This window comes from Thermogemmata fonticola (genome assembly GCF_013694095.1).
In the GTDB taxonomy this organism is placed as follows: Bacteria; Planctomycetota; Planctomycetia; order Gemmatales; family Gemmataceae; genus Thermogemmata; species Thermogemmata fonticola.
Genome location: NZ_JACEFB010000003.1, coordinates 71198 through 96006 on the forward strand (window position 1 = coordinate 71198; position 24809 = coordinate 96006).

A 24809-nucleotide genomic window follows, 5' to 3' on the forward strand; every position below is an offset into this window, starting at 1 on the left:
GGTACATCTCTCCAATCATTCCCTCTCTGCCAGAAGAGTCCCTGCTCGCCATCTAAAACTTCGCAGGATGCTTCCACACTTCGTGCACTCCGAACCTAAAACCAAAACCCCCGTCTCAGGCCGCCAGCGCCAAACTTATACCAGCGATTCGAGCAAGTATTTGAGTTTGCGGACTTCGACATCGATGGCGTAGGGGAACTCCGGGATGTCGTGGATATCCACACTCAAAGCCCGCTGATAGTGCTGCCGTTCCAACTGGGCGATGATCCGGCTGTATTCGACCTCTCCCTGGCCGACTTGGACCTGGAATTGTTCCGGCCGGTTGCCCGTGTCGCGCAAGCGAACGTGGAGAACATATGGATAGAGTGCGTCAAAGTTGACCTTACCATGGGGTCCCACCAGATAATGGCTGGGGTCCAAGGCTATCCCCAAGCCTGAGACTTTTCGACAGAACATCAAGGCCACTTCGGGATCCGCGGTGAGTTGTTCCCGATGAGTTTCGATGGCCAGCAGCAGTCCCTCCGCCGCAGCCAGACGCTGATAGTCCCGCAAGCGATCGACTTCGGTCTGAATGTCCGACCCCAGAGGCGCTACGGGGATGGTGAGCAGCGGCGTAAGGGTACTCCGGGCCAAGGCCGCCACAGCACGGAATTGAGCACGGGCTTGATCCGGCGGTTGGTCCCGCACATCGACGTGAATGGCGGCTAGAGGCACATTGGCCGATTTGAGCAATTGCAAGCAGGCGGCCCCATCCGCGGCCACTTGGGCAGGCGTCCAATGCGGCCCATGAGCGCCAATCGCCAAATCCGCCATGGAAAAGTCCAACGCCCGAATCCAGCGAAGAGCCTCCTCTAATGGGCGGCGTCCAAAACACAGCGTGGAACAGACGACGTGCACGGTCAGGTCCCCCCACTTGTATCGGCCATCCAACTACCGCCCGTCTTCCCCCCTGACGGCGGTCCAAAGGCCCACCCCGCTAGACGCGTGCGGATACTTCCGGTCATCCCCCGCACGCCAGCAGGGAGTTGGCCCCATACCATCCTTCCCTCGCAAACGCAAGGAAAAAATGCCGGAAAATCGGCGGGGGTGCTTCCAACCCTTCCATCCAGCACCCATCCCACGGAATCGCCCTTCCCCTCATCTGCCTGCAACGCTAAATCCCCGTCTCCGGGACAAGCAGGAAGGACCGGATTGGCACTCCTACGCCTGATCGGGCCGCTTCCTTGGGGTGTCCGGCAAAATGGGGGAATTACCGCATCCGGGGCAACGCCGGAGGGATTCGGACATTCCAGGAATCCGCTCCGCCTGAGCGTTCAACCCTTGGGGTAACAGGATACTTCATCAGGCGAACAAGGTAGGGCGGCTGAATACAACTGACCGCCACGGCGGGGGACGCTGGAACAGCAGAGGGAAGGGGGAAGATCGCATGACACGTCTGCCGATTGCCCACTGGCTGGAAACCTTAGAAGAGATGGCGGCCCAAACGGCGGTCTGGCTGGAACAGGTCGAACAAGCGCTCCATCAGCCTGTCCAAAGCAACGAGACGGGTCATACCCCGGCAGCAGACAAAGGTGCTCCAGTTCCTCACCAGGTGCCGGAGGGGGCCAACCCGAAGGCAGGGGACGACAAGGTTCAGGCCTGCCGACGAATGTCGGCAGCACAGTCATGCCTCCCGCCTGAGCCGGAATGGCAAGCTCTCTTGGAACCTGTGGAGCAGAGCGTGCAATCCGCAGATCGCGGGGCGGAAACAGTACAGCACCGCTGCCAACAATGGCAGGAGCGCTACGCAGCGTGGCAACAGTTGCTAGAACAATCTTTAAAGGCCCTTCTGTCGCGGAGTCCACCGCCATGACCGCCTCGATCGCCGTGATTCTGCCCGCTGCCGGACGCTCGACGCGCTTCTCAGGACGTGAGAAGAAACCATTCGTAAGTCTGGATGGTCGACCTGTCTGGCTCCGCGCCGCTGAGTTGTTCTGGAGCCGTGATGATGTGACCAAACTTTACCTGGTCGTCGCCCCCGAAGATCGGGAAATGTTCCGCACGCGCTTCGCGCATCTCATCGCCTTTGCCAATGCCGAGGTGGTAGACGGCGGGACGGAGCGCTGCGATTCGGTGGCTAACGCCTTGGCCCGTATTCCCGAAGATGTGCCATTTGTTGCTGTCCATGACGCTGTACGCCCGCTGACACCTCACATCCTCATCGATACCGTCTTCGCGGCGGCTCAGCGGCACGGAGCGGCCATTCCTGCCCTGGCTGTCACCGACACCCTCAAGCAGGTGGAGCACCAGCGCATCACTTCGACGGTTTCCCGCCAGGGACTGTTCCAGGCCCAAACCCCGCAAGTTTTCCGCCGTGACTGGCTCGTCCAAGCCTACGCCCAGCGTTCCCAGCTCAGCGAACCGATTACGGATGATGCCCAACTGGTCGAAGCCGCGGGCCATCCGGTGATGATTGTCCCCGGTTCTCCGCTCAACTTCAAAATTACTACTCCCGAAGACCTGGAACTGGCGGAAGCCGTGATCAAACTCCGGGCCACCAAGAAATCCGCCTCCCGTCTCGGCTTCCACGACGAAGCCCAGTGGTAACGTCCCGCCTAGCTCCAGGCAGTTGCCATCCCATCGGCTGGACATACTGCATCCCCGGCACGCCCCTGTTTCTGCGGCGCAGAATCAAGGTCCCTGACCGTCTGCATCAGTAGCCACGTCCCTGCAGTACCGCGCTGTCTGCATCCTGGGCGTACCACGAAACATTTGGGCGCCGTCGCTCTCGACTGGATTCTCCTCTCAACTCGGCGAGGAACCTTATTTTTCCTTGACCGTGATTTTGACGGGAGCGCTTTTGACGGTCGCTGTTTTCCGCCCCTCGGCATCCGCCAGGGTGTATTCCGCCGTCAGGGTGTACTCGCCCGGCCCCGTCCAAAAGAGCAGGCGTGCGAAGCCACGATGGCCATCGGCCAGCATCCGAACCGGCTGCTCATAGCTTTTGCCAGGAGCTAATGTCACAGCCTTGGGCAGCCGAAAGTCGGTAGTGAAAGCGACAGGGTTGTTCATCGTCACCACTCCAGCACCACCACTGAGGGTGAAAGTATAGATGTTCGGATCGCCTCCCACATAGATGGTGATGGGTTCCTGTGTCGTGTTGGTCAGGCGCAAGACCAAATCGACGCTCAGCGGTTTAGGCGGATCCACAAACTCCCCCTTTTTCAGGTGGGCCGCGATCGTTTCCAGGTGTTGCTTGTATTCCGCGGGGGATTTGCCGCCCCCATCGAAAACATACACATCTTTCTTAGCCACGATTTCCAAAGAGACGCCCAACATGGGCTTGTTTCCCCCTTTCGGTTCCTGGGCAGACAGAAGTGCAGGCAGACAGAAAGCCAAGGGCAGTAGTAGCGCATGGCGTCGCATGGGAAACTCCTCCTCAAGGGTTCGCGATGGGCGATCGTACTGGAACAGGTTCAGGGGCAGCCGGTGATGACCGCTCGGTGGCATCTACAGGATGGGAAAGAGGGGCGGGATGCAGATCGGCAGCGGGGATCTCTTGACGCGGGGGAGCGAGAACGTGGCGGCCAGCCCAATGGACATCATCACGCTGGGGGAAATCGCTGCGGAAATGTGTTCCGCGGGATTCCTCCCTTCGGAGAGCGGCATCAATCATGAGGCGGGCGACGGCGAGCAGATTCTGCAATTCCCATCCCGCGCGTGTGTCGAACTCGCGGAACAGGACGTACCGGCACCAGAAATCCACGTCTTGCTGGGCCTCACGTAACCGCTGGGCATCACGGATGATACCCATTTTGCGCACCATCAGGCTTCGGAGAGAAGCGGTCAGGTCAGCAATATCCAAGCGGTCGCTGTTATCCGGCGGCGGCAACAGGAAACGCAGGGAACGAGGCACCGGCCGCTCCCGCTCCGAGCGAGCAGCTTCCGCCGCAAAGCGCCCACAACGCGCTCCGAACACCAAACCCTCGATCAGACTGTTGGAAGCGAGACGATTAGCCCCGTGTAACCCGCTGGACGTTACTTCTCCCGCGGCCCATAAGCCCGACAGAGTGGTCCGGCCATCCCGATCCACCGTGACACCACCGATCATGTAATGGGCGCCCGGCCGCACGGGAATCCGATCCCGTGTAATGTCCAAGCCAAAGGCCCGGCAGACCCGATTGATCCCAGGAAAACGCTGCCGCACCTTTTCCGGATCGAGATGACTCAAGTCCAGATAGACATTCGGATGCTGGGTCCGTTCCATCGTCTGGAAGATGGCGCGAGCGACGATGTCACGGGGCGCCAATTCGGCTCGCGGATCGTAGTGCAGCATGAACCGTTCGCCGTGCACATCGCGGAGATAGGCTCCCTCGCCACGGACTGCCTCGCTGATAAGGTAGCGAGCTGAGCCGGCTACATAGAGCATGGTCGGATGAAATTGCATGAACTCCATATCACGCAACTGGGCGCCGGCGCGCCAAGCCGCAGCCATACCATCCCCCGTGGCAACAGGCGGATTCGTCGTTTCACGATACACCATGCCACATCCGCCAGAGGCGAGAATGACCTGCCTCGCCCACACCAAAATGCGCCCCCACTCTCCCCGCTGCAAAATCGCCCCAACGCATCGGCCCTCGTCCGTCAGCAAGTCCAGGGTGAACGAATCATCCCACAATGTGATATGGGGCATCTGCCGCGCCCGGGCAATGATGGCCCGCATCACCTCAAAGCCTGTAGCGTCACCCAAAGCATGGACAATCCTGCGGTGGCTATGCCCCCCTTCCCGCGTTAAGGCCAAACTGCCGTTCTCTACGTCAAAGCGAGTTCCCCACTGGATCAGGCGCTCAATTTCACCAGGAGCTTCCCGCACCACTAGGTCCACCACCTCAGGATCACACAGGCCATCCCCAGCAATCAGTGTATCTTGAACATGGTCCTCGAAGCGATCCTCCGGTGACAATACCCCCGCCAGTCCGCCTTGAGCATACGTGCTGTTGCTCTCAGTGAGTCGATCTTTGGTCACAACCAGCACCGCCAGGTCTGGAGGAACTTCCAAGGCGGCGCGCAGGCCGGCTATCCCTGCCCCGATCACCAAAATATCCGTGAAACGGTGCAGGGCGGTATCGGCATCGAAACTCACAAGATACCGCGGTGCTTGCATAGACCAATGAGGGATTCAGGACACGAAAAGAAGACTGCTTTATCACCGTTGTAGGCCGCGGACGGCTTCTTGGCTGACCCACCGGCTTATTTTCTTTACGGTAGAGGACAGAGCGGTTCACTTTTTCTGGCGTTTCCGCAGCTCCTCGAAGAAGCGTTCTCCGGCCTGCTCGAATCCCGGCGGGGCTATCGGCGCACTCCCGACACCACCAATCCCGTTGCCTGTTCCTGGCCGGCTTTCCACTTTCCCAGCGCCTCCTGCACGAATTGTGGGAGCACTAGCCGGATTGGAGGGCGGCGTCTTGGGTTGGCGTTCTTCGTAGGCTTGGGCTTGGCGTTGCAATTGTTCCACGTACTGCCGCTGCGCTTCCAGGAAGCGTTCGTATTCTTCGGGAGTCCAGCCCAGGCGCCGGAGCAACTCTTCATTGCTGCGGTGCCGTTCAAACTCCTCAAGTTGCAAGGCGGCGGCGCGGGCCTGATGCCGTGGATCGGCTTCCAGTTCCGCTGCGGGGGGATCGGCGGTAGCCCCACCTCGCGGCAAGTACTTGTCCAGATCGATCCGCCCTCGGCTGATCCCCGGTTGTTCGCCGGATGGATGGGTCTGCTCTTGCTGCCGAGCCAACTCTTCCAACCGCTGCTGCAATTCCTTTTGCAACTGCGGCGGATGTTGCGGATCGTCCGCAGGCTGGTTTTTCTGGAGTTCCTGCAATTGCTTCTGCAACTGCTCACGCGCGGGGCGGCCCAATTTCTCATCTAGAGCTTGTTCGGCCTGCTGCCGTCGGTTGGCATCGGGTGAGGTCAAGTCTCGGGCTTTTTCCGCCAAGGCTTTCAATTCCTCCGGGCTGAGTTTGGGGGTGGACTTATTCGCCCCGGCGGCGTTAGCTGGATTCTTCTGATCCACCTGACCCGGTTCTGTTTGCGAACCTTTGGCGGCGGAGTCCTTGGGCCGTCCGGCCTGGCCATCCTTCGAGTGCTGCTGGGCCTCGCGGCGTAATTCCTCCAGGCGTTTTTCGGCAGCAGCGCGGCGCTGGGGATCCGCGGAGGCCAAATCTTTCTGAAGTTGTTCCCATTCGGCCTGCCGCTGTTGCAATTCTTTTTCGATGGCCTGGCGGGCCTGCTGCCCTAAAGCCTTATCCAGCTTGTCGCGCGCCGCTTGTTGCTTTTGGGGATCGTCGCTGGCCAGGTCCTCCACAGCTCGTTCCAGTTCCCGCCGCTGCTCGGCTGTCAAGCCGCTGCCCTTGGGTTGCGCCGGAGTTTCCCCCTTTTTCTCTGCTGCCTGAGCACCCGGCACCGGAGAAGAAGTCTCCTGAGACTTCGGCTGGGACGACATCGGCGATGACGGATTCATGTCATTCGCGCCGCTACGGGGCAATTTGTCCGGCGGCGTTGGTTCCTTGTTCGCCAACTGCCCAGAGGACGGCATACCAGTTTTGGGCAAATCTGGGCCGGACTTCTGCGCGGCAGGCTCTTTCGGAGACTTGTCCGTGGATGGGCTTTGACCCGGTTTGGTCTCCCTCGGTGCCGAAGCCGTTTCCTGAGCCTGCGGGGCTGGTGCTGGACGTTCCTCTCCCGGTGGAACAGCCGAAGACCCCTTCTGGGGATCGCCTTGCGCCTGACTCTGCGACAGGGGGCGTGATTCCGCCGGTGGCTGACCCGTGTCATCAGGCGAAGGTTTGGGCTGACTCACATCAGGAGCGGAGGCATCTGGCATGCCTGAAGACGGCGGTTGCGGTTTGGGCTGCCCCGCTTCTGGACGCGGTTGCTCCGCCGCTGATGGCGACGGCTTGGCTGTCCCTCCCTCGGTTCGTTGGCGCTCCCACTCCTGCTTTTGCCGTTCCAGTTCTTCCCGGACACGCTGAGCTTGTTCCTCCAGCCGCCGCTGCTCCGGTGTCTTGGGCATAGGCGCTTGATCCGGAGAACCGCCCTGCGGTGTGCCGCTGGAAGCATCCGGGCGGGATTCGTGTCCTCCCTTAGCTTGCGGCGTGTTGGTGGAATGTGGCTGACCCTCCTTGGGTTGGGGTTGCCCTTCCTTCGGCTGCGCTTGCCCTTCCTTCGGCTGTGGCTGGCCCTCTTGGGGCTGAGGTTGACCCTCTTTAGGCTGGGGTTGACCTTCCTTCGGCTGTGGCTGACCCTCCTTGGGTTGGGGTTGACCTTCCTTCGGCTGCGCTTGCGGCTGACCCTCCTTCGGTTGGGGTTGCCCTTCCTTCGATTGTGGCTGGCCCTCTTGGGACTGAGGTTGACCCTCTTTAGGCTGGGGTTGACCTTCCTTCGGTTGTGGCTGACCCTCCTTCGGTTGGGGTTGCCCTTCCTTCGATTGTGGTTGGCCCTCTTGGGGCTGAGGTTGACCCTCTTTAGGCTGGGGTTGACCTTCCTTCGGCTGTGGCTGGCCTTGTTGAGGCGGAGTGCGGTCCTCGGTGTCGAGACGTTGTTGCTGCTGTTGGTTGTGGCGTTGTTCTTCCTGCTGCCGAGCCTGGCGTTGCTGTTCCTGCTGCTGTTGCTCCTGGGGTTGAGTGAGGGGAGCCGACAAGCGCAGGCGGCGGATTTCGGAACGGCCCACATTTCCGGCTTGGTCATTCCAGTCCTTGACGGGCGGAGCTTCACTGCAATTGTCGAGAGCTTCCACCCAGTATTCGAGAACCATCCCTTCCTGGGGATGGAAGGGGGCCTTATCGGCGAAGTGAAGGCGTGTCAGGTCAGCGGAGAGTTTGTAGCTCAGGTAGGTGGGCCAGGTGTGATCACGTTCCCGGCGGAAAGAGCGGCCTTCCATGTAGGGGATCGGCTGCAAGTCACGCCCTTGCAAGCGCAAGCGCAGGCGCACCTTGTCCACACCGAAATCGTCTCCCACATGGCCATCTACCATCAGGGTCCCATTCGCAGGGAGGGTTGTCTCGGCATCGGCGGGCTGAGTGATCCTGACGATCGGCGGCAGGTCCGGATCGAGCGTTAGGAGATACCAGGGAGAGTCGACTTTGGTTTCCCCTACGGAAGTGTCCATGCGGAGGCGGTAACGGCTTCCCTCACGCGCGGTGAAGGTGAATTGCAGACTGTCCGGCAAGCCCGGCACCTTCTGGCCCTCGACGGGGTCGAGGTGCTGCGCCTCAAACTCCAAACTCCCGCGGATCGGCTCCCGATTCGTTTTGGCTCGGAGGGTAATCCGAGTTCCACGATACGTCCGCAAATAGGGACCGCTGGCGCGATCAGGGGGCCGATTCATGTACGCCGGATATTCATACTGGACCTCGAAATCGGTAAACAGCGGCAAGGTCCGGACCGTCACACGGTATTCGGGGGTTTCGGCGTCACCTGCCGCGATCTTGTACCAAAAGCCGACTTGCGCGAGGTAATCCGGGACCTTGCCCTGCCAATGGCGGGCCGTCTCCCCACTCTGGAGGGGAATCTCCTCGTACTCCTCTTGTTGCAAGCTGTGGCGGAGGAGCAAGCGCGGGCGGTCTTCCGCTTCTGCCGAGGGAATTCGGCCGCCCAGATAAACTTTCACGCTGAAGGTCTGTCCTTGCGTAATCGTGGTATCGCCCCCTTCCGGATCAAGCAGGGTGATCTGCGTGCGTGTGGCGATCTGCTGAGGGGTGAAGGGAAGAAAAGCCCGGCGCAGCAAGGAGCTGAACTGCGTGACCCGCCAGGAGAAAAAGAGCGCGGCAAGGATGACGGCGAGAATCCCGAATACCAGCCCCAGATAGAGCAGATTTCGATGGTCCACCGCCCGATTAACATCCGCGGCACGAGCGACCTGGGCCGCTCGCACTGAGAGGGCCAGTTGGATGGCTTCCGGCGTCTGCCCGCGCTCCCGGACATCCACATAACCGGTGAGCAGATTCTTGGGGTCTTCCAAGGTCTTTTCCACCTGAGCGGCAGCGTAGAGGGGATTGATGCGCGAGCGCAGGGGGCGGATCAGTCCCCACCAAACCAACCCCCCTACGCCCAACACGTATACTCCCCAGCCAATCTGCCGGAGCCAGTCGGGGAGCACCCAGAACTTGTCCGCCACAACCATGATCACGGCATAGGCCGCCGTCCAGGTCGCCACCAGCAGGACACCCAGCAGCAGATCATGAACGCGGATGCGGCTGACCGCCTCGGCCAACTGCTCTTCCACCACTGCCTGCGATCGCGTTCCGACCTCCGGCTTGTGTGCCGCTAGTGTGGACATCGTGGATTCTCCAACGAACTCGGCCCCTCACATCGTGCTACCGCATTCCGCAAGACCCAGCTAACTCATTATATTCGCTTGTCGGCGTTTATCCTTCCGACGATCCAGCGGAGCAAACCGTTTGAAATCGCCGCCCATTTCCCACGCCATCCCAAATCTGGCCCCTCCTCCTTCATCGGAAGGGAATTCGGTTGACCAAGGCCGTAAACTAGGTTTTTGGACCCCAGGCAAAGTCGCACGCATCGGCCAGACAACAAAATGCCCGACGGGCATGGAGGAAGATTGAGCCATGCTGAAAGGTGCAAAGGGAGCAGAGGCTAGAAAAGAGGTCAGTTCTTCGCTTTGTTCTTCTTCTCGGCTTTGGTCTCTTTTTCGGGAGGCAGATTTGGCGTGAGGCGATTGGAACCGAGAATGATGATATATTTGACACAGAGATCATCCTCGGTCACTTTCGCAGCCGGGATTTTGCGGTCCCGCATGGCCACCACTTCCACAATGGTACCGGGTGCTAAGTCAAACAGGGAAGCGGCGTAACCTGGGGCACCCGGCGGGGCGCGCAATTCATCCAACTCCTTGCTGCTATAGGACACCCGCTTGCCGTTCTCGTCGTATTTCGGGGGCAGACTCTTGAAGCGGATCAAGGACTCCGGTACCATCCGGAAATCATAGTCATGCTTCTGCTCTTTGAGAGTGACTCGCGGCGGATTCCGGGGCCGGTTGTTGTTCGGTGCAAACGGATTACGATAGTTGCCCCCGCGGCCAATCGGCGGACGCCGCACCCCACCTCCACCTCTCACCTGCGGCACATACCACGTCACTTGGATCGTCACCTGTTTATCATCCGCTTTGACCACCTCGCCCACCACCTCCCCCACCGTTACGTACCCGGAATAATCCGGCGCCTTTTTCGGGGGTGGCACCTGGGCGTGTACAGAGGGATCCCGTAACGCAGCAAGTGTAACGATCGCGCCTCCTAATACCCATGTTCCCACCACACGGCTGTGCATTGAAGCCCTCATGACAGCTCCCTCTCGCAAAACCCTGAGTGACCGCCCGCCGCTTCTCTCGTTACCGTTTCCGTGACATTTTCCGGATCATTCAGCCTCTCAACACTCACTCGCTCCCTGAAAAGCCCCAAGTCTGTGCACTGTCCTTTAGTGAAAACTTGTCGACAAACTTGTCCGAAATCCGATTCTCAAGGCTCTCTTCTTGGGTGGTGTCTACTAGTAATGGAATCTGTTTCTGAGGAAAAAGTTCCGCAAAATCCCGGCAGGGCACTGGCCTTTTTCCACCCCTCCCTCATCAGTCAATTCCGTACCCAATAGATCGCGTGGGAATAAGACCTCTCTGAAGGAACAATCCGAAAGGAACAACCCGAGGATGCCGAGGCAGAAAATGTCCGAGGCAAATACTGGAGGGAAAATGCGGCATGGCAGCCGACGGCAACTTTGGAAGGGGATAACCGAATCAGGCGGAGATTGCGGGGTATCCTGCTTCCGGACGGCCATCGCTGGCCCCCTGTGTCACTTGGAGTAGGAGACACCGTGAGTTATAATCCCGATAAGGGGAGTATTCCGTGGGGAGTTTGGAAGGCTGTAACGAGGGTCGAGCTGTGCCCCCACCCAATCGGCGGAACATGTCATCGGGCAGCGGTTCCGGCTCTTCCACCTCAGGTCGCCTGGAGGCTTTAGCGCAACAGGACCCGATCGATTTCGAGATCGAGTTTTACGAACGCCTGCTGAAGGCACTGCCAGATTTCGTGGAAGTCCTCCAGGTCCAATCGGAAAATTACCGGATTCGGAACCGGCAACAGGATGGCTTAGCCGTCGACCTGCGCTTGGCGGAATTACGGCCGCGCGATCCCCGCATTCATTACAACCTCGCCTGCCGATATGCGCTATTGCGGCAGACAGAGCAGGCTTTGCGAACACTTCGGCGAGCCTTGGAACTCGGTTATCGAGACTTCCAGTACTTGGAACAGGATCGCGATTGGGACCATCTGCGGCGAGACCCTCGATTTCGGCAGTTGATCCGGGAGTTCCGTTCTCAGGGCTAATAAGAGCAGCGGGGTGAACAGATGGCCGAGATGCCGTTATTTGCCTCGCCATCGAGCTTTGCGGCACGGGAGCAGTTTGCTCAAAAGCCCCGCGGCTTGGTCGATAAGGTGATGAGCGTGGCGGAGGCGGTCCGCCGCTTTGTTCGAGACGGCGACTACTTGGCTACCGGCGGGTTCGGCACCAACCGTATCCCTACAGCGGTCTGCCATGAGATTCTCCGCCAAGGGAAGCAGAATCTGTCGTTCGCGGGACACACCACCACTCATGATTTTCAGATCCTTTGTGCCGGGAATTTGATGGGCCGCGGGCAGACACTCCGCCGCGTGGATGCCGCCTACATTGTGGGGCTGGAGGCGCGCGGCTTGTCTCCCCATGCCCGGCGCGTCATGGAATCCGGCACCGTCGAAGTGGTGGAATGGTCCAACTACACTCTGGCCTTGCGTTACACCGCGGCGGCGATGGGTGTCCCCTTCCTACCCACGCACAGCCTGTTAGGCACCGATACGCTGACCCACTCGGCGGCCCGAATCATCACCTGTCCTTTCACCGGGGAAACCCTGGTGGCTGTTCCTGCTTTGTACCCCGATGTCGCAGCCATTCACGTCCATGAGGCCGACCGCTTCGGCAACTGCCGCCTCCGGGGTCCCTCCGTGGCAGATTGGGACTTGGCCCGTGCAGCCCGCCGACTCATCATCACCTGCGAGCGGCTCATTCCTGATGACGAAATCCGCCGCCACCCTCATCTGACCACCATCCCTTTCTTTTGTGTCGATGCTGTCTGCGAAGTCCCCTTCGGCAGTTATCCGGGAAACATGCCGGAAGAGTATTTCTCCGACGAAGAGCATCTCAAACTCTGGTTGGAGGTGGAGCGGGATGTCGAGGCCTTCCGGCAATTTCTCGAGGATCACATCTACGGCACCCGCGACTTTACCGAGTATCTGGAACGCTGCGGAGGTTTGCGGCGCCTACAAGCTCTGCGGCGGCGTGAGTTTCATTTGTCCCGAGCAGATCTACCTGCGGCAACGCGATGATCTCTCAGGCGTACCGGCCTCGAATGGTAGGAATCAAGTAATCGCGAAAAGCTGAGATGAAGTCATAGCGGGGGGCGTGTCCCCAGTCTCGCCGGGCGGCACTATCATCGACATCCGCTGGCCAAGAATCCACAATCCGCTGGCGCTTCTCATCGACTTGAGTGACAATCCGAGCCGCAGGGAAAGCTTCCCGGACCATTTGGGCAATCTCACCGGCGGAAGGGGCAAAGGCCCGCACATTATAAACCAGGCGAGTCAGAGCTTGGCGGGGCACGGCCATCAGGCGGACAATCGCTTCCACCGCGTCTGGCATCGCCATGAAGGGAATCCGCGTATCTGGCCGCACGAAACAGTAGTAAAGTCGGCCAGCAGCGGCGGCATGAATCATCTCCGGTGCGTAATCGCTGGTCCCCCCACTGGGAATCGTCTCCGCAGAAATCAAACCTGGAAAGCGCAAGCAGCGGAAGTCGATCCGTCCGGCCAGGGGTTCCGCTGACAGTTGCTTATAATGGCGAGCGTAATATCGGCCGAGATGTTCGCAGTACAACTTGTTGGCCCCATACATCGTGGTCGGAAAATTGAATTCTTCCTCCCGGACCGGCCCTGCTCGTTGCTTCATCTCCAAATCCGGCAGGCCATAAGCCGCGATGCTGGAAGGATAGAAGAACACCACCGGCCGCCCGTGAGATTCCCCCTGTTTCTGAGCAAACTCTAACAGATTGAGTGTTCCTTCCACGTTAACCCGATGGGCCAAGGCTGGGCTAAACTCACTGCGCGTGGACAGCAAAGCCGCCAGGTGATAGACCCGGTCCACCTCGTACTCGGCCACCAGGCGATCCAGCAACTGGGTATCCAGGATCGAGCCGATCACATGCTGGCGCACCCAAGGCAGCAGTTCGGCGGGCAGGGGGTGGACATCCAAGGTCACCAGAGGCCGTTCGGCATCGGGTCCACCCAGGCGGCGGATTAAAGCCTGGCCGATTTCCCCAGCCGCTCCTGTGATCAACACACATGCATAACGCGCCATGCTGGCACCGCCCCTCTCTGGAACTCGATCACCTTGCTGTGGGATGTACAACAGCACCAGGAAAATGCAAGCATCAGCAAAAGATTCTCCGCCCTACGACGACCGAGCCAATGAACCACCCCGCCAAATAATCATTCGATCCGGTCCGATGACGTGGACCCGCAATCTGGGAATCTTGATGTTCATTTCACAGAATGGAGCCGCCGCCACGCAGGCCGGCTCTGCCCCTCTTATACCTCAGGAGAGGTGGCGTTGCCTCCGCAGTTTCACGAAGGCTGAGGGCCTAATTGACGCAAGCGGTCCTTGAGGAAGCGGGCGCGCGCCACATTGCGCTCTTCGCCATCGAGAGTATGCCCGACGATTTTCTGCAAATGGGCCGCTTGGCACTGGATGAACAGTTGATTGACGACAGTCGTGGGAATGTTGTCGATCAATTTCAAGTGGATACCAAGGCGGACCACGGACAGGAGTTCCATCGTCTCTTCCGCAGTGATGAGGGTAGCACTGCCCAGGGTCCCCAAGGCACGGGCCACACGGTTCTGTTCGACGTGTCGTTGTTCCTGGAGCAAAAGCTGCCGAGCTTGCCGTTCACCGGCGAGGATGATCTGGATGACCTCACGCAACTCCTGGAGGATGCGAGATTCTGGCTTGCCCAGAGTCACCTGATTGGAGATTTGATAAAGGTCGCCCAGGGCATGACTGCGTTCGCCATGCAACCCGCGCACGGTCAACTGGATTTTCTGAATGGCCCGCAGAGTCCGTTCGAGCTGCCGGGTCAAACTTAGAGCCGGTAGATGCAGCATGACGCTGGCTCGCAAGCCCGTGCCCACGTTGGTGGGGCAGGCGGTGAGATAACCAAACTGAGGATGGAAGGCATACGGCAGGTGGGCTTCCAAAGCGTCATCCAGTTGATTGATGTCCTGCCAGGCGTCTTCCAGGGCGAAACCGCTGCGGAGGACTTGCAGGCGCAGGTGATCCTCCTCGTTGATCATGATGCTGACCGACTCGCGCGGATCGAAGGCTACTCCGCAAGGTCCCTGATGGGCGGCCAACTCCGGGCTTATCAGTTGCCGTTCGACCAGAAACTGGCGATCCAAGGGAGACAGTGCCGCCAGATCATGGTACTGGAGGGTGTAGGGGAGGTTGGCTTTGGCCAGGGCATCGCGGACGCGGCGCAAGACCGCCGCTTTTTGCGGGGCTTCGGCCCGACTGGTGAAGGGAATATCGGCCAGATTACGGGCCAGCCGGATGCGGGTGGACAGGATGATATCCGACTCCGGTCCGGTGCCGCGTAGCCATTCGCCGAGGTTGGGTAGGAGGGCGTCGAGGCTCATCGGCGGGTTCCTTCAACTTCATGTTCCATCTGACGAATGCGGTCGCGGAGCTGGGCAGCTTGTTCATAATCTTCGGTAGCGACCGCTTCTTGCAAGCGCTGGCGCAATTGCTCGATTTCCGCTCGAAGCTGGGCCGCGCGCGGTCGTTTGCCGGTGTGCTCGGTGGATCGGTGAATGCGCTCCAGGAGCGGTTCCAGCATATCATGGAACACAGCATAGTCCGAGGCACAGCCCATACGTCCCTCAGCTTTCAAACCGGCGTAGGTCAGTCCGCAATGGGGGCAACTCCGCACCTCCTGGCTCTCGAAGGAGCGCAGAGCCTGGAGAAGGAGTTGCAGCAGAGCCTTAAGGTTCAGGGGGGCGCCCAACGGTGCGGGGAGGAGCTTCCGTTCCCGAGCGCACCGCTCACACAGGTGCATCTCCCGCTTCTGCCGCTGGATGATGTCCGTCAGATGGATCGTCGCGGGATTGTCACAAAACATGCATTTCATCGCTTGTTCCCCACCTGCCGCGGAGGCTCTCGGACCAACCGCGGCCGCTTCCCTGCGCGTTGGGACCATCGGCACTATTATTGTATGCTGCTCGTTTTCTCCCCGTGAGTCAGCCCATGGGATCGAACCTCCGCTGCCCCGCTGCCCGTCCTACTCTCCTTTGCCGGAGAGAGGGAACAGGATTGCGCACCACCCGGCATCGTTTCGTGAAAGACGGTGCGTTCTCGTCCTTTGCCATCGAGGCGCTCCCCTCTTCCAAGTCTCTGGATCCCCGGCGCAATCTGAGGGTTTTCCCCGTGCAGCGGTCCCCGCTAGCTTCCTCCTTCGAGTTGCCGGATGCGATCGCGCACACGGGCAGCCTCCTCGTAACGTTCTTCCCGAATGAGCTTTTGCAATTGTTGCTGCAACTGCGTCAACTCCGCCCGCTGACTCGCCGACAACGGGGCACGGCGAGGAGACTTGCCCACATGACGAACCTGACCATGCAGGCTTTCCAGCAGCGGGGTAATTTCCTCCTCGAACACCTCATAATCTTGGGCACACCCAAAACGCCCCAAGTTGCGGAACACTTGGAAGGATAGTCCACAGGCCGGACAGGTCTTGCTGTGGGCCGATGGCTGTTCCGCTGAGGCTTGGCTTGGAGCCTGCTCCTGAAGTTGCGACATGAGCAGATTCTTGTAACAATTCTCGCACAGGTGGATATCCTCGATCTGACCAGGACCGAGAATCTCTGTAACGTGAATCACAGCCTTGTTGACACAGCGCTGGCATTTGAACATGGCCGCACCTCGCTCCCATCCCGGCGAAATAAAGAGGGAAAATTGTGACTATCCGGATACCAGGTCAATCTCCACTCGATCCAGGCTCACAATTGTCAACCCCGGACGTGTGACCTCTCAGTCCCCCTTTATCTAATCGCTAGAAGCTGAGTTCAGCACAATTGTAGCAAGATTTAGGGACGTTCCCAAGAGCGTTTGCTTCGTGCCCCAAGGAGGCACCCGAGCCAACCTCGCTTGACTTACCGGTCGCCAGCCCCTGCCATTTGGGCAAATTCCAGGAGCGAGCAGGATGGCATCCCCTCTACGCCTGGCCAAGGAGGTGCGGGAAGCAACTCTCCTTGGATAAGGAGAGGTGAAAACAGCAGGATGGGAAGATATGCCGGGGAGGGCGGGACTCGAAAACGTGAGGGGCGGCGCCCTGCCGCAGCAGGTTGGTAAAAATGCCCCGATGACAAATGGGACTGTTCGGCAGCTTTATCAGTTTCGTCGCCGGTGGCAGGACTCGCGTTATCGGAAAACTCCTCAAGGCCGCAGCGGGAATGTGCCGATGGTTGGGATCAGGAGGACGATAGGGATTGTCCGGCGCAGGCGGCTTCTCGGGGGGAGGTCGATCCGCGGCGAGGACAGGCCGCGAGCGCTGGGTGAGGTCGCCGGTAGGGGAAGTCTCCGTCGACCAGAGACGATAGTCGTTCCGTAGCAGGGAGCAGGAGCGTACCATGCGCAAAGGTGTATTGGGGTCGATAGCAGCAATGGCGGTGGGCGCAGGTGCGGCCTTCGGTCAGGCGCCCCCCGGACCGGCGCCAGCAGGCGGAGTCACGCCCGCGATGGTGTGGCCAGGACCCTCAGTGGTGCCGACCAGCGGAAGTGGACCCGTGATTCCGCCCCCCCTGCCGGGGATGATGCCAGCCGAACCTCTGGCTGAGCCGGGAACCGGTCCGATGGCTGCGCCGCTGACTTATCCGCCGCCGGGTCCTTATGGTGCTCCGCGCTTTGATCTGCCTGCCGACGCAACGACCGGCTACGGGGAAGCGCCCCGCTGGTGGTTCAGCGGCGAATATCTGCTCTGGTTCACACGGGGCCAGCCCATCCGCTTTCCGCTGGTCACTACTAGCGCCCCTAACCAAGGAGGAATCCTTGGCAATCCCACCACGATCGAATTAGTTCCCGGACAGGATATTTCGTACAACGGCATCAGCGGTTTCCGCTTCAACTCCGGCTTTTACGGCGATGCCGACCGGCGCTTCGGGCCGTGGATCAACGCCTTCTACACTGAAGAAAAAGGCGTCAACCGCCAGTTCTCTACATCCCAACCGGGACCGACTTCCGTGGGTATTCCTCTCCTTGCCCGCCCCTTCATTGACACCCAAGATGGGGCCAGCAGCCTGATTACTGCGAATTTGGCCTTCGGCGTGGGCGGTACCAAGGTGTCCACCAGCACGCAAACGTGGGGCATCGAGGCCGCCGGACTCTGGAACTTGTACCGCTCCTTACCCACGGACAAAGTCTGGCACAGCCTCGATCTCATCGCTGGTTACAAATTCCTGCAAAACCGGGAGCGGTTGATTATCGATAGCTTCACCGCTCTGAACAACGCGATCTTTTTGCCCATCTTCGACTTCGACCCGTTCGGCAACCCGATTTTCCGCGGCATTCAGATCATCCCGATTCCTGTCCCGGTCGGGGGAACCAGCGTCGGCTTCCCGGCGACTGTCCAGGTGCTGGACCGGATCAGCGTCACGAATCGGTTCAACGGAGGCGTCTTCGGCTTACGCTACGAGTTGCGTTATGGCATGTGGGACCTGATGACCATCGGCAAGGTCGGCATTGGTAACATGCACCAAGTTCTGGACATCTACGGTCACACGGCATTCGCCAACTTCGCCACGAGTCAGACGGGAGGCAGCTTCGGCGGGTTGCTGGCCAATGCCTCGAACATCGGCCGCTATAACAACGACGAGTTCGCCGTGATTCCGGAATTGACCGCCAACCTGGGCATCCACGTCACGCGTTCGATCCTGCTGTTTGCCGGTTACAACTTCATGTGGATCAATCGCGTCGCCCGTCCGGGGTTGCAAATCAGCCCCGTGGTGGACTCCTCGACGGTGCCCTTCCATCCGAACTATGGCCTAACAGGGCGTCCGCCGGCACCCCGTGGCCCCCTCTTCATTCAAGACGAGCTGTGGATTCACGGCGTCAACTTCGGCATGCAAATCCGCTACTAGCAGGCGTACCACGATCACTCCCCCTGGTCCCATCGGGAAAGCCACTCTCTCGACCTCGGCATGGTGAACCCGTGCCGGTGTTTTTTTGATACCCCAACATCTTGACGCCGCTCCTCGGTTCATCCCGGCCACTCGCAAGAGAAGTTGGAGGGCCACGAGGCGTCAACGGGAAGTATTCCGCACTTGGGGGAAGGCCTGCAACGGAGCTGGACGGCATCCCCCCACCGCTGCTGGACAGCATCGCCGTGGATTCGTTGAACAAACACTGCCGGAGGTCCAACACCCCCGGCTCGGAACCAACTGACCGGGTTGAACAGGAGCCAGAATGACGCAGGTGTTGAGGTTAGGTTTGCCCGCGGGATCTCTCCAGGAAGCGACGGCTGAGTTGTTTCGCCGCGCCGGATACAAATTGTCGTTCACCAGCCGGAGTTATTACCCGAGCATCGACGATCCAGAAATTCACTGCACTCTGATCCGCGCTCAGGAAATGGCCCGATACGTGCGGGATGGATCGCTGGACTGCGGCCTGACGGGTTACGACTGGATCGTCGAGAACGACGCTCAGGACGACGTGGTGGAGTTAGCGGAGCTGGTGTTCAGCAAGGTAAGCCGCCGGCCGGTCCGCTGGGTGCTCGCCGTACCGCAGGATTCGCCGATTCACACCGAACAGGATCTGCAAGGCAAGCGGATCGCCACGGAGGTGGTCAACATCACCCAGCGCTGGCTAGCTCAGCGGGGCATTACGGCGCAGGTGGAGTTCAGTTGGGGAGCGACCGAAGTCAAACCGCCGCGCTTAGCCGATGCAATCGTCGAAGCCACCGAAACTGGGAACAGCTTGCGAGCGAACAATCTCCGCGTGGTCGCCGAAATCCTGACCAGCACCACCCGCTTCATCGCCCACCCGGCGGCTGCGGCGGACCCCTGGAAACGCCAGAAAATGGACGACTTGGTGCTCATGCTCCGCGGCGCGATGGCCGCTGAGGGCAAGGTGGGCCTGATGATGAACGTCCGCAAAGTGGATGTCGAGAAAGTCCTTCAGGTACTCCCCGCCTTGCAGAAACCCACCATTTCGGCGCTGTCCGACCCAGAATGGGTGGACGTTATGACCATTATCGATGAAGACGTCGTCCGCCACCTGATTCCCCGCCTCAAAGCCGCAGGGGCGTGCGGAATCGTGGAATATCCCATTAACAAGATCATCATGTAAGGCGGGCGGGGGAACTCCATCCGAACGCCACATCCTGCCCAAGTGCTACGGACGACGGGCGCGGCACTCGGCCTCTCCCCGGATGCACAATCCAATATCCCAGTGGCGCAATGCAATATCCCAGCGGGGCATACACACTCGCGGCGCATACACCCGATGCTACAGCACCCATGTCAGCATGTGGGAGAAATGGCTAAGACACTCACAGGATCAACCCTCGACATCCCAAGGGTGTCTCCCCAAACCACTCAGGAATCTGTACATCACGGGTTGCGAGAAGGAACCGCCCCGGTAACGTGATGTCATCGTGAGGGATTATGGAAGCGGCGCGCTTTGTGCCGGTCGCCTGCTTGGTATGCGGCCGTCCGTTTCAAGCCCAACAAGATAAGCTAGGGCAGACGGTGGTCTGTCCCTGGTGCCAAGCGACAACCCCTGCCCTGCCGATCGCCGCGGCTAACATTCCCGCCTCTGGAATATCTTCAGCTTCCGTTCCGACTTCATCCGCTCCTTCCTTGCTCTCCATCGAGGGACCGGCACCCGCGAAGGAATCCCCTGGGCCGCCTGCCGCCTCTACGACTCCCCGGCAGGAATCCCCTTCTTCGCCCTCTCCGTCTCAACCCTCAAAAGAAGCAGCTGCTGAACGAGGAGGCACTTCCACCTCGGCACCGCCGCCCAATGTCGCCGCTACTTCTGCGACGAACTCGCGCTGGCAGGTCACCGCCGCACTGTTGGCGGTGTTCCTGATCGCTTCGATGACGCTGATTGTCCTCCGCTTCCGGCAAGGTTATGGCATATCCGCTGAGTGGCGCCCTTTCATCTCACCCGATGGACAGGTGCAGATCGACCTGCTCAGCACACCGTGGGAAGAAACCGATTCCCACGGCGTGCGACGCTACTGGTCGCGGGGCTGGTATTCCGGGGCATACGCCTGGATCGGCTGGCAGGAGCTGACAGAGCAGCAGGTCGAAGCCGCCCGCTCGCCGGATGCCCGCCACAAACTGGATGGACTCATCCAAATCGAACTCGAACAGTGGCAACGCCGCTTCGGAGGAAATGGCCGGACCGCCACGGTCCAGTTCACCGACCCGCTCATCGTGGAGATCAAGTGGGAGGCCGACAATGTGCGCGGATTGGGACGGGTCGTGGTCGTTTCCCAAGGACCCGCCCCGCGCGTTTATTACCTGGGAATAGCTGCTCCCCACCTGGTTTATGACAGTACCGCCGTCCGTCATTTCCTCGACTCATTTCGCTACACACCGGAATCGTGATCCGCAGTTTTACCTGCCTTTTCTTCGCATAATGAACGGAGAGACGAAGGGAGCCGCCTTGAGAGGAGAGGAATCACTTCTCCTCCTGTCCGGCATCCGGATCCGGAGGAGTTGAGGGAAGGCCCGCTGAACCGCCACGAGGATGAAAGCGGCGGTGCAATTCCCGGAGGCGCTTGCGATCCACCTGCGTGTAATGCTGCGTGGTGCGGATCGAGGCGTGGCCGAGCATTTCTTGAACGGCGCGCAAGTCCGCCCCCCCTGCCAACAGATGGGTTGCGAAGCTATGACGCAGGGTGTGGGGACTTACCTTGCGCGGCAAGCCGGCGCGCTGGCAGTATTTTTTCACAATGGTCCACAGATCGATTCGGCTCAGACGCCGGCCGCTGCGTGTCACGAACACAAAGGCGCTGTTCGCCAGCCGCGGTTGGCTCGCGCGCCAGGCCAGATAATCTCTCAAGGCGCTGACCGCGGCGCGGCCCAAGGGGACCACCCGTTCCTTATTCCCCTTGCCCCGACAGCGGCAAAAACTGGCATCCAGGAACACGTCTTCCGCTCGTAAAGCGACCACCTCCGAGGCCCGGCAACCGGTGGCGTAGAGCGTCTCCAGCAGGGCGCGATCCCGGTAATAGAAGCGATCCTGGGGTTGGGGCGCCGCCAGGAGCAACTCGACTTGCTCCGGCGACAACACTTGCGGGATGCGCTCCCACAGTTTCGGCGAACCGAGCAGTTCTATGGCAGCGGCACTCGCTCGCTCTTCCAGACGCAGAAAACGGTAGAACATCCGCAACGCGGCCAGATGGCGTGCCACGCTGGGCGGTGCGAGCGATTCCTCGTGGAGAAAAGCCACATACCGGCTCAAATCCGCCAAAGTGGGCGCGGTGTAATCCATTTGCCCAAATTCGCTGTACCAGCGTGCAAAGCGCTCCAGATCGCGGGTGTAAGCCGCCACCGTGTTGGCCGCCATGCCGCGCTCCGCTTGCAAATAATGCCGGAAGGCCAGAAGGTCAGAGCGTAGCTCGGTCACCGACATCCCTGCGTCCCCGCTCATTCCTATCAGGAGAATGATCAAGGTTTCTGAGCTGAAGCGGCGAACAATTCCCGCAAGACCGGCCGCAATTGGGCAAAAGCTGCCGCCCGATGGCTGAGACGCTGCTTGACTTCCGGGGGCAACTCGCCGAACGTCCGATCGTAAGGCGGCACCAGAAAAAGGGGATCATAGCCGAAGCCGCCTCGGCCTCGTTCCTGTTCTGCAATTCGGCCATAACAACGGCCTTCCACCTGCGCGATTACCTTTCCTGTGGGGTCAGCCAACACCGCAACGCAGATGTAATAGGCGTCCCGTTGCGCTCCCTGCAAACCTTGCATTTCCCGAAGCAGTTTGGCGTTGTTCGCGGCATCATCCCCATGCACACCTGCGTAAAGCGCGGAATCCACCCCCGGGGCGCCGCCCAAGGCCGGAACCACCAGCCCGCTGTCCTCACCGAGACACCATTCCCCAATCGCCAAGGCCGTCTGAACCGCTTTGAGCGTGGCATTGCCAGCAAAAGTCCCCGCGGTTTCCTCGACGCGCGGAGCCTGCGGATATGCGGACAGATCCACGATTTCCACAGGCACATCTGCCAGTAGCTCCGCCATTTCCCGTAACTTCTTGGGATTGCGACTTGCCAGAACCAAACGCGGAGGCGAAACGGATGAAGTCATGGCGCAATCTCACCGGGATGGCACCGCTCGCAGCCGGAAACCGGCAATCACTGCCCAACTATCCCTGGGCGCCCAGCGGAGTAAACCTTTCCCCAACCCATGTTTCCCCTTCAAGCAGCCTGGCGTTGCGGGTCGTGGTTCCTTTGGGAGCAAGAACGGAGATTGCGGCACTCGCGGACAATGTAGGGACGTTTCCCCTGGCTTTCAAAGTACACCCGCGTGAGAACCTCGCCCATTAGTCCCAGGGACAGAAATTGTATGCCGATGAGGCCGGTGACGGCTCCCAGCAGAAAAAGAGGGTTAGCGGTCATCCCCGGTCCGGTCGTATACTTCATGACCGCCGCCGCCATCACACCCACCGCACCCAAGAGTAGACAGATCAGACCCAGAGTCCCGAACAGGTGCATCGGGCGAGTCTGGTAACTTCCTTGAAACTTGACAGTGAGCAAGTCCAGGAGTACCCGCAAGGTGCGCGAGAGGGTGTATTTGGAACGGCCAGCCCGACGGGGATGATGCTGCACAGGGATTTGCGCCACCTTCGCCCCTTGCAATACCAGCAAGGCGGTGAGAAAACGGTGCATCTCCCCATACAGAGTGATGCCCTTCACTACCTCGCGCCGCATGATCCGCAAAGTGCAACCGAAGTCGCGAAACGGCACCCCTAGGACACGCCGAATTAGCCAGTTGGCAATCCAACTCGGCACCTTCCGCAGAAGCAAACCGTCGTGTCGATGCAACCGTTGGCCCAGCACCACATCGTACCCCTGACCTAAAAGACCCATCATGCGGGGTATATCCGCGGGATCATTCTGCAAATCTCCATCCATCGTCACCAGAATGTCGCCTTCCGCGGCATCTAATCCCGCCTGCATCGCTGCACTCTGGCCGAAATTCCGCCGCAAACGCACCACTTTCACCCGCTCATCCTGGACCGCCAAACGCTCCAATTCGGCGAACGTCCCGTCTTGGCTGCCATCATCCACCAGCACAAGTTCCCAAGGCCCGATTCCGGCCAGAGCTTCACGGACCCGCTCGTATAGCGGGCGCACATTCGGCTGTTCGTCCTTCAACGGCACGACGATAGACAGCAATCCCATGGTTTCCTCCGCAGATTTCTTCCCTGGAGGCCTAATCGGAGCCAGGCCGAGTTGCTACCGGCTTGCAGAAGCCGTAGGACTCAAGCGGTTGGCCAATCCCAAGCAGGTGGCCAATCTTACCCCCTTCCAGCAGCTTCCTCCTTTCCGGACCATCGGCGTCACAAACACCTTGCCATCGTTTATGTGACAGTCCGTGCGGCTGAAGACATTCACGTCACAGTCAGCGTGGTTTGTAAAGGCTCCGAGCCGTATTGGGCGAAATCGCTGTCGAGCAGGTCAATCGGCTGCATATCCAGCAGATCAGCGTGGAAGAGGTAGCGTCCGGGAGGCAAGGGGGGAAATCCCAAATGGAGGATCAATTCCTGGCCTGGTTCGACTCGGCGGCGGAAACGCCCCGCATGATCCCGGAATACCAACTGCCCGCTGCCATGGGCGAAAAGAGAATACCGCAACTGCACTCCGCCACTGCCACCGGGGACAAACTGCCACGGCTCGATAGCTCGATTGATCACCCGGACCGCCATCACCTGACCTCGCCCAGCCGGCCAACGCAGAGGCTGGGGATGGAGCAAGCGGATCTCTGCACGAAACGGACCGGGGCAATAATGTCCAGCGATCCATTCCCGCAAGCGGGAGGGACTATGCTCCCACTCCCGTTCGGCCAGCCAGTTCTGGTAGTAGTCGAAGAAGCGATCCAGGACGGCTGTCCGCCCCACCGCAAAGTGGCCATAGCGTGGCCAGAGCTGGCGGCGCGCGGTTTTCAAATCGCTATCCGTCAGGAGCAGAAGGGCCAGGGTACTCGCGAGGCCGGTCCGATCTGCTCCGCGGGCACAGTGGAATAGCAGCGGATATGCCGCTTGATCCAGGACTTGCACCAGCCGTTGCACTTCACCCGGATGCGGATAGCGCTTGGCGGAAAAAGTCAGGTCCTCCTGGCAGATCCCCATCCGACAGGTCGCCCGCGCATCGGCCTGATACCACTCCGTCTCTGGGCAGCAGCCGCGCAGGTTCACCACCGTTCGCAGGCCCTTCTCAGCAATCAATCGTTCCAATTGAACCTGGGACAACTGGGCCGAGCGATAGACCCGACCAGGGATCACGGTGTGCACATTGGAACCGATCAGCACTCGGCCCGCCTCATATCCGAAGGCGGCCAGCACGCAACCCCCGGCAAGCTGAAACCACCGACGCCGGCTGACCCCGCGCCTTGAGAGACGGGCCAACCAGCGGAAAGCTTCTGGCCAACGTTCGGAACTCTGTCGCATGGCTCGCATCACGGCGGGAAAAT

General features: G+C 60.0%; 20 protein-coding genes. 7 read left to right on the forward strand and 13 right to left on the reverse strand.

Annotated elements, in window-relative coordinates; genetic code table 11:
• Window positions 1-135: 135 nt before the first annotated feature.
• Entirely contained in the window at window positions 136-897 is a 762-nt protein-coding gene (locus H0921_RS06380; RefSeq protein WP_194537226.1) for a sugar phosphate isomerase/epimerase family protein, read from the reverse strand.
• A gap of 529 nt (window positions 898-1426) precedes the next feature.
• Between H0921_RS06380 and H0921_RS06385 the strand changes: the two genes are divergently transcribed.
• Together H0921_RS06385 and ispD are read left to right on the forward strand one after the other, a co-directional pair.
• A complete protein-coding gene (locus tag H0921_RS06385) occupies window positions 1427-1852 on the forward strand; it encodes a hypothetical protein (protein WP_194537227.1) in 426 nt (141 codons plus the stop codon).
• A complete protein-coding gene (ispD, locus tag H0921_RS06390; RefSeq protein WP_194537228.1) occupies window positions 1849-2586 on the forward strand; it encodes a 2-C-methyl-D-erythritol 4-phosphate cytidylyltransferase in 738 nt (245 codons plus the stop codon). The genes H0921_RS06385 and ispD overlap by 4 nt, the downstream gene beginning before the upstream one ends.
• A 216-nt stretch (window positions 2587-2802) precedes the next feature.
• On the opposite strand, the gene H0921_RS06395 is transcribed toward ispD, so the two are convergent.
• From H0921_RS06395 to H0921_RS06410, 4 genes are all read right to left on the reverse strand, one after another.
• A complete protein-coding gene (locus H0921_RS06395; RefSeq protein ID WP_194537229.1) occupies window positions 2803-3405 on the reverse strand; it encodes a hypothetical protein in 603 nt (200 codons plus the stop codon).
• A gap of 13 nt (window positions 3406-3418) precedes the next feature.
• Entirely contained in the window at window positions 3419-5143 is a 1725-nt protein-coding gene (nadB, locus tag H0921_RS06400) for an L-aspartate oxidase (RefSeq protein ID WP_194537230.1), read from the reverse strand.
• Window positions 5144-5260: 117 nt separating this feature from the next.
• Complete coding sequence (locus H0921_RS06405; RefSeq protein ID WP_194537231.1) at window positions 5261-9307, reverse strand: hypothetical protein; 4047 nt, start codon at window positions 9305-9307, stop codon at window positions 5261-5263.
• Between the two features lie 329 nt (window positions 9308-9636).
• Window positions 9637-10314 (reverse strand): hypothetical protein, encoded by a 678-nt coding sequence (locus H0921_RS06410; protein WP_194537232.1) that lies wholly within the window; start codon window positions 10312-10314, stop codon window positions 9637-9639.
• Between the two features lie 605 nt (window positions 10315-10919).
• Between H0921_RS06410 and H0921_RS06415 the strand changes: the two genes are divergently transcribed.
• Window positions 10920-11363 carry a TPR end-of-group domain-containing protein gene (locus H0921_RS06415; protein ID WP_194537233.1) on the forward strand — a complete coding sequence of 148 codons (444 nt, stop codon included), beginning with the start codon at window positions 10920-10922 and terminating at the stop codon, window positions 11361-11363.
• 21 nt (window positions 11364-11384) lie between these two features.
• Window positions 11385-12395 (forward strand): CoA transferase subunit A, encoded by a 1011-nt coding sequence (locus H0921_RS06420; RefSeq protein ID WP_228499123.1) that lies wholly within the window; start codon window positions 11385-11387, stop codon window positions 12393-12395.
• Between the two features lie 4 nt (window positions 12396-12399).
• Here the strand turns inward: H0921_RS06420 and H0921_RS06425 are convergent, their stop codons facing one another.
• The 4 genes from H0921_RS06425 to H0921_RS06440 form a co-directional block, all read right to left on the reverse strand.
• Window positions 12400-13422: an NAD-dependent epimerase/dehydratase family protein gene (locus H0921_RS06425; protein ID WP_194537234.1), complete on the reverse strand. Its 1023-nt coding sequence runs from the start codon at window positions 13420-13422 to the stop codon at window positions 12400-12402.
• Window positions 13423-13688: 266 nt separating this feature from the next.
• Window positions 13689-14756, reverse strand: a complete 1068-nt coding sequence (locus H0921_RS06430; protein ID WP_194537235.1) for a protein arginine kinase — start codon at window positions 14754-14756, stop codon at window positions 13689-13691.
• Window positions 14753-15247: a UvrB/UvrC motif-containing protein gene (locus tag H0921_RS06435; RefSeq protein ID WP_194537236.1), complete on the reverse strand. Its 495-nt coding sequence runs from the start codon at window positions 15245-15247 to the stop codon at window positions 14753-14755. The genes H0921_RS06430 and H0921_RS06435 overlap by 4 nt, the downstream gene beginning before the upstream one ends.
• Before the next feature lie 311 nt (window positions 15248-15558).
• Window positions 15559-16026, reverse strand: coding sequence for a UvrB/UvrC motif-containing protein (locus tag H0921_RS06440; RefSeq protein ID WP_194537237.1), 468 nt, complete (start codon window positions 16024-16026; stop codon window positions 15559-15561).
• 716 nt (window positions 16027-16742) lie between these two features.
• Here H0921_RS06440 and H0921_RS06445 point away from each other — a divergent pair.
• From H0921_RS06445 to H0921_RS06455, 3 genes are all read left to right on the forward strand, one after another.
• Complete coding sequence (locus H0921_RS06445) at window positions 16743-18248, forward strand: BBP7 family outer membrane beta-barrel protein (protein WP_194537238.1); 1506 nt, start codon at window positions 16743-16745, stop codon at window positions 18246-18248.
• A gap of 325 nt (window positions 18249-18573) precedes the next feature.
• Window positions 18574-19455 (forward strand): ATP phosphoribosyltransferase, encoded by an 882-nt coding sequence (hisG, locus tag H0921_RS06450; RefSeq protein WP_194537239.1) that lies wholly within the window; start codon window positions 18574-18576, stop codon window positions 19453-19455.
• A gap of 317 nt (window positions 19456-19772) precedes the next feature.
• Complete coding sequence (locus tag H0921_RS06455; RefSeq protein ID WP_194537240.1) at window positions 19773-20723, forward strand: hypothetical protein; 951 nt, start codon at window positions 19773-19775, stop codon at window positions 20721-20723.
• A gap of 73 nt (window positions 20724-20796) precedes the next feature.
• Here the strand turns inward: H0921_RS06455 and xerD are convergent, their stop codons facing one another.
• The 4 genes from xerD to H0921_RS06475 form a co-directional block, all read right to left on the reverse strand.
• Complete coding sequence (xerD, locus tag H0921_RS06460; RefSeq protein ID WP_194537241.1) at window positions 20797-21753, reverse strand: site-specific tyrosine recombinase XerD; 957 nt, start codon at window positions 21751-21753, stop codon at window positions 20797-20799.
• Window positions 21754-21788: 35 nt separating this feature from the next.
• The gene (gene rdgB / locus H0921_RS06465) at window positions 21789-22424 is read right to left on the reverse strand and encodes an RdgB/HAM1 family non-canonical purine NTP pyrophosphatase (protein WP_194537242.1); all 636 of its coding nucleotides are present in this window, start codon (window positions 22422-22424) and stop codon (window positions 21789-21791) included.
• 110 nt (window positions 22425-22534) lie between these two features.
• Window positions 22535-23521 (reverse strand): glycosyltransferase family 2 protein, encoded by a 987-nt coding sequence (locus tag H0921_RS06470; RefSeq protein WP_194537243.1) that lies wholly within the window; start codon window positions 23519-23521, stop codon window positions 22535-22537.
• Between the two features lie 209 nt (window positions 23522-23730).
• Window positions 23731-24786: a tyrosine-protein phosphatase gene (locus tag H0921_RS06475; RefSeq protein WP_194537244.1), complete on the reverse strand. Its 1056-nt coding sequence runs from the start codon at window positions 24784-24786 to the stop codon at window positions 23731-23733.
• Window positions 24787-24809 lie beyond the last annotated feature (23 nt).

Coding starts and splice junctions, on each gene's coding strand:
- H0921_RS06455 (WP_194537240.1), top strand. CDS start 19,773: ATGGAAGCGGCGCGCTTTGTGCCGGTCGCCTGCTTGGTATGCGGCCGT.
- H0921_RS06425 (WP_194537234.1), bottom strand. CDS start 13,422: ATGGCGCGTTATGCATGTGTGTTGATCACAGGAGCGGCTGGGGAAATC.
- H0921_RS06410 (WP_194537232.1), bottom strand. CDS start 10,314: ATGCACAGCCGTGTGGTGGGAACATGGGTATTAGGAGGCGCGATCGTT.
- H0921_RS06430 (WP_194537235.1), bottom strand. CDS start 14,756: ATGAGCCTCGACGCCCTCCTACCCAACCTCGGCGAATGGCTACGCGGC.
- H0921_RS06440 (WP_194537237.1), bottom strand. CDS start 16,026: ATGTTCAAATGCCAGCGCTGTGTCAACAAGGCTGTGATTCACGTTACA.
- xerD (WP_194537241.1), bottom strand. CDS start 21,753: ATGTCGGTGACCGAGCTACGCTCTGACCTTCTGGCCTTCCGGCATTAT.
- nadB (WP_194537230.1), bottom strand. CDS start 5,143: ATGCAAGCACCGCGGTATCTTGTGAGTTTCGATGCCGATACCGCCCTG.
- H0921_RS06445 (WP_194537238.1), top strand. CDS start 16,743: ATGCGCAAAGGTGTATTGGGGTCGATAGCAGCAATGGCGGTGGGCGCA.
- H0921_RS06405 (WP_194537231.1), bottom strand. CDS start 9,307: ATGTCCACACTAGCGGCACACAAGCCGGAGGTCGGAACGCGATCGCAG.
- hisG (WP_194537239.1), top strand. CDS start 18,574: ATGACGCAGGTGTTGAGGTTAGGTTTGCCCGCGGGATCTCTCCAGGAA.
- rdgB (WP_194537242.1), bottom strand. CDS start 22,424: ATGACTTCATCCGTTTCGCCTCCGCGTTTGGTTCTGGCAAGTCGCAAT.
- ispD (WP_194537228.1), top strand. CDS start 1,849: ATGACCGCCTCGATCGCCGTGATTCTGCCCGCTGCCGGACGCTCGACG.
- H0921_RS06385 (WP_194537227.1), top strand. CDS start 1,427: ATGACACGTCTGCCGATTGCCCACTGGCTGGAAACCTTAGAAGAGATG.
- H0921_RS06475 (WP_194537244.1), bottom strand. CDS start 24,786: ATGCGACAGAGTTCCGAACGTTGGCCAGAAGCTTTCCGCTGGTTGGCC.
- H0921_RS06470 (WP_194537243.1), bottom strand. CDS start 23,521: ATGGGATTGCTGTCTATCGTCGTGCCGTTGAAGGACGAACAGCCGAAT.
- H0921_RS06420 (WP_228499123.1), top strand. CDS start 11,385: ATGGCCGAGATGCCGTTATTTGCCTCGCCATCGAGCTTTGCGGCACGG.
- H0921_RS06435 (WP_194537236.1), bottom strand. CDS start 15,247: ATGAAATGCATGTTTTGTGACAATCCCGCGACGATCCATCTGACGGAC.
- H0921_RS06395 (WP_194537229.1), bottom strand. CDS start 3,405: ATGCGACGCCATGCGCTACTACTGCCCTTGGCTTTCTGTCTGCCTGCA.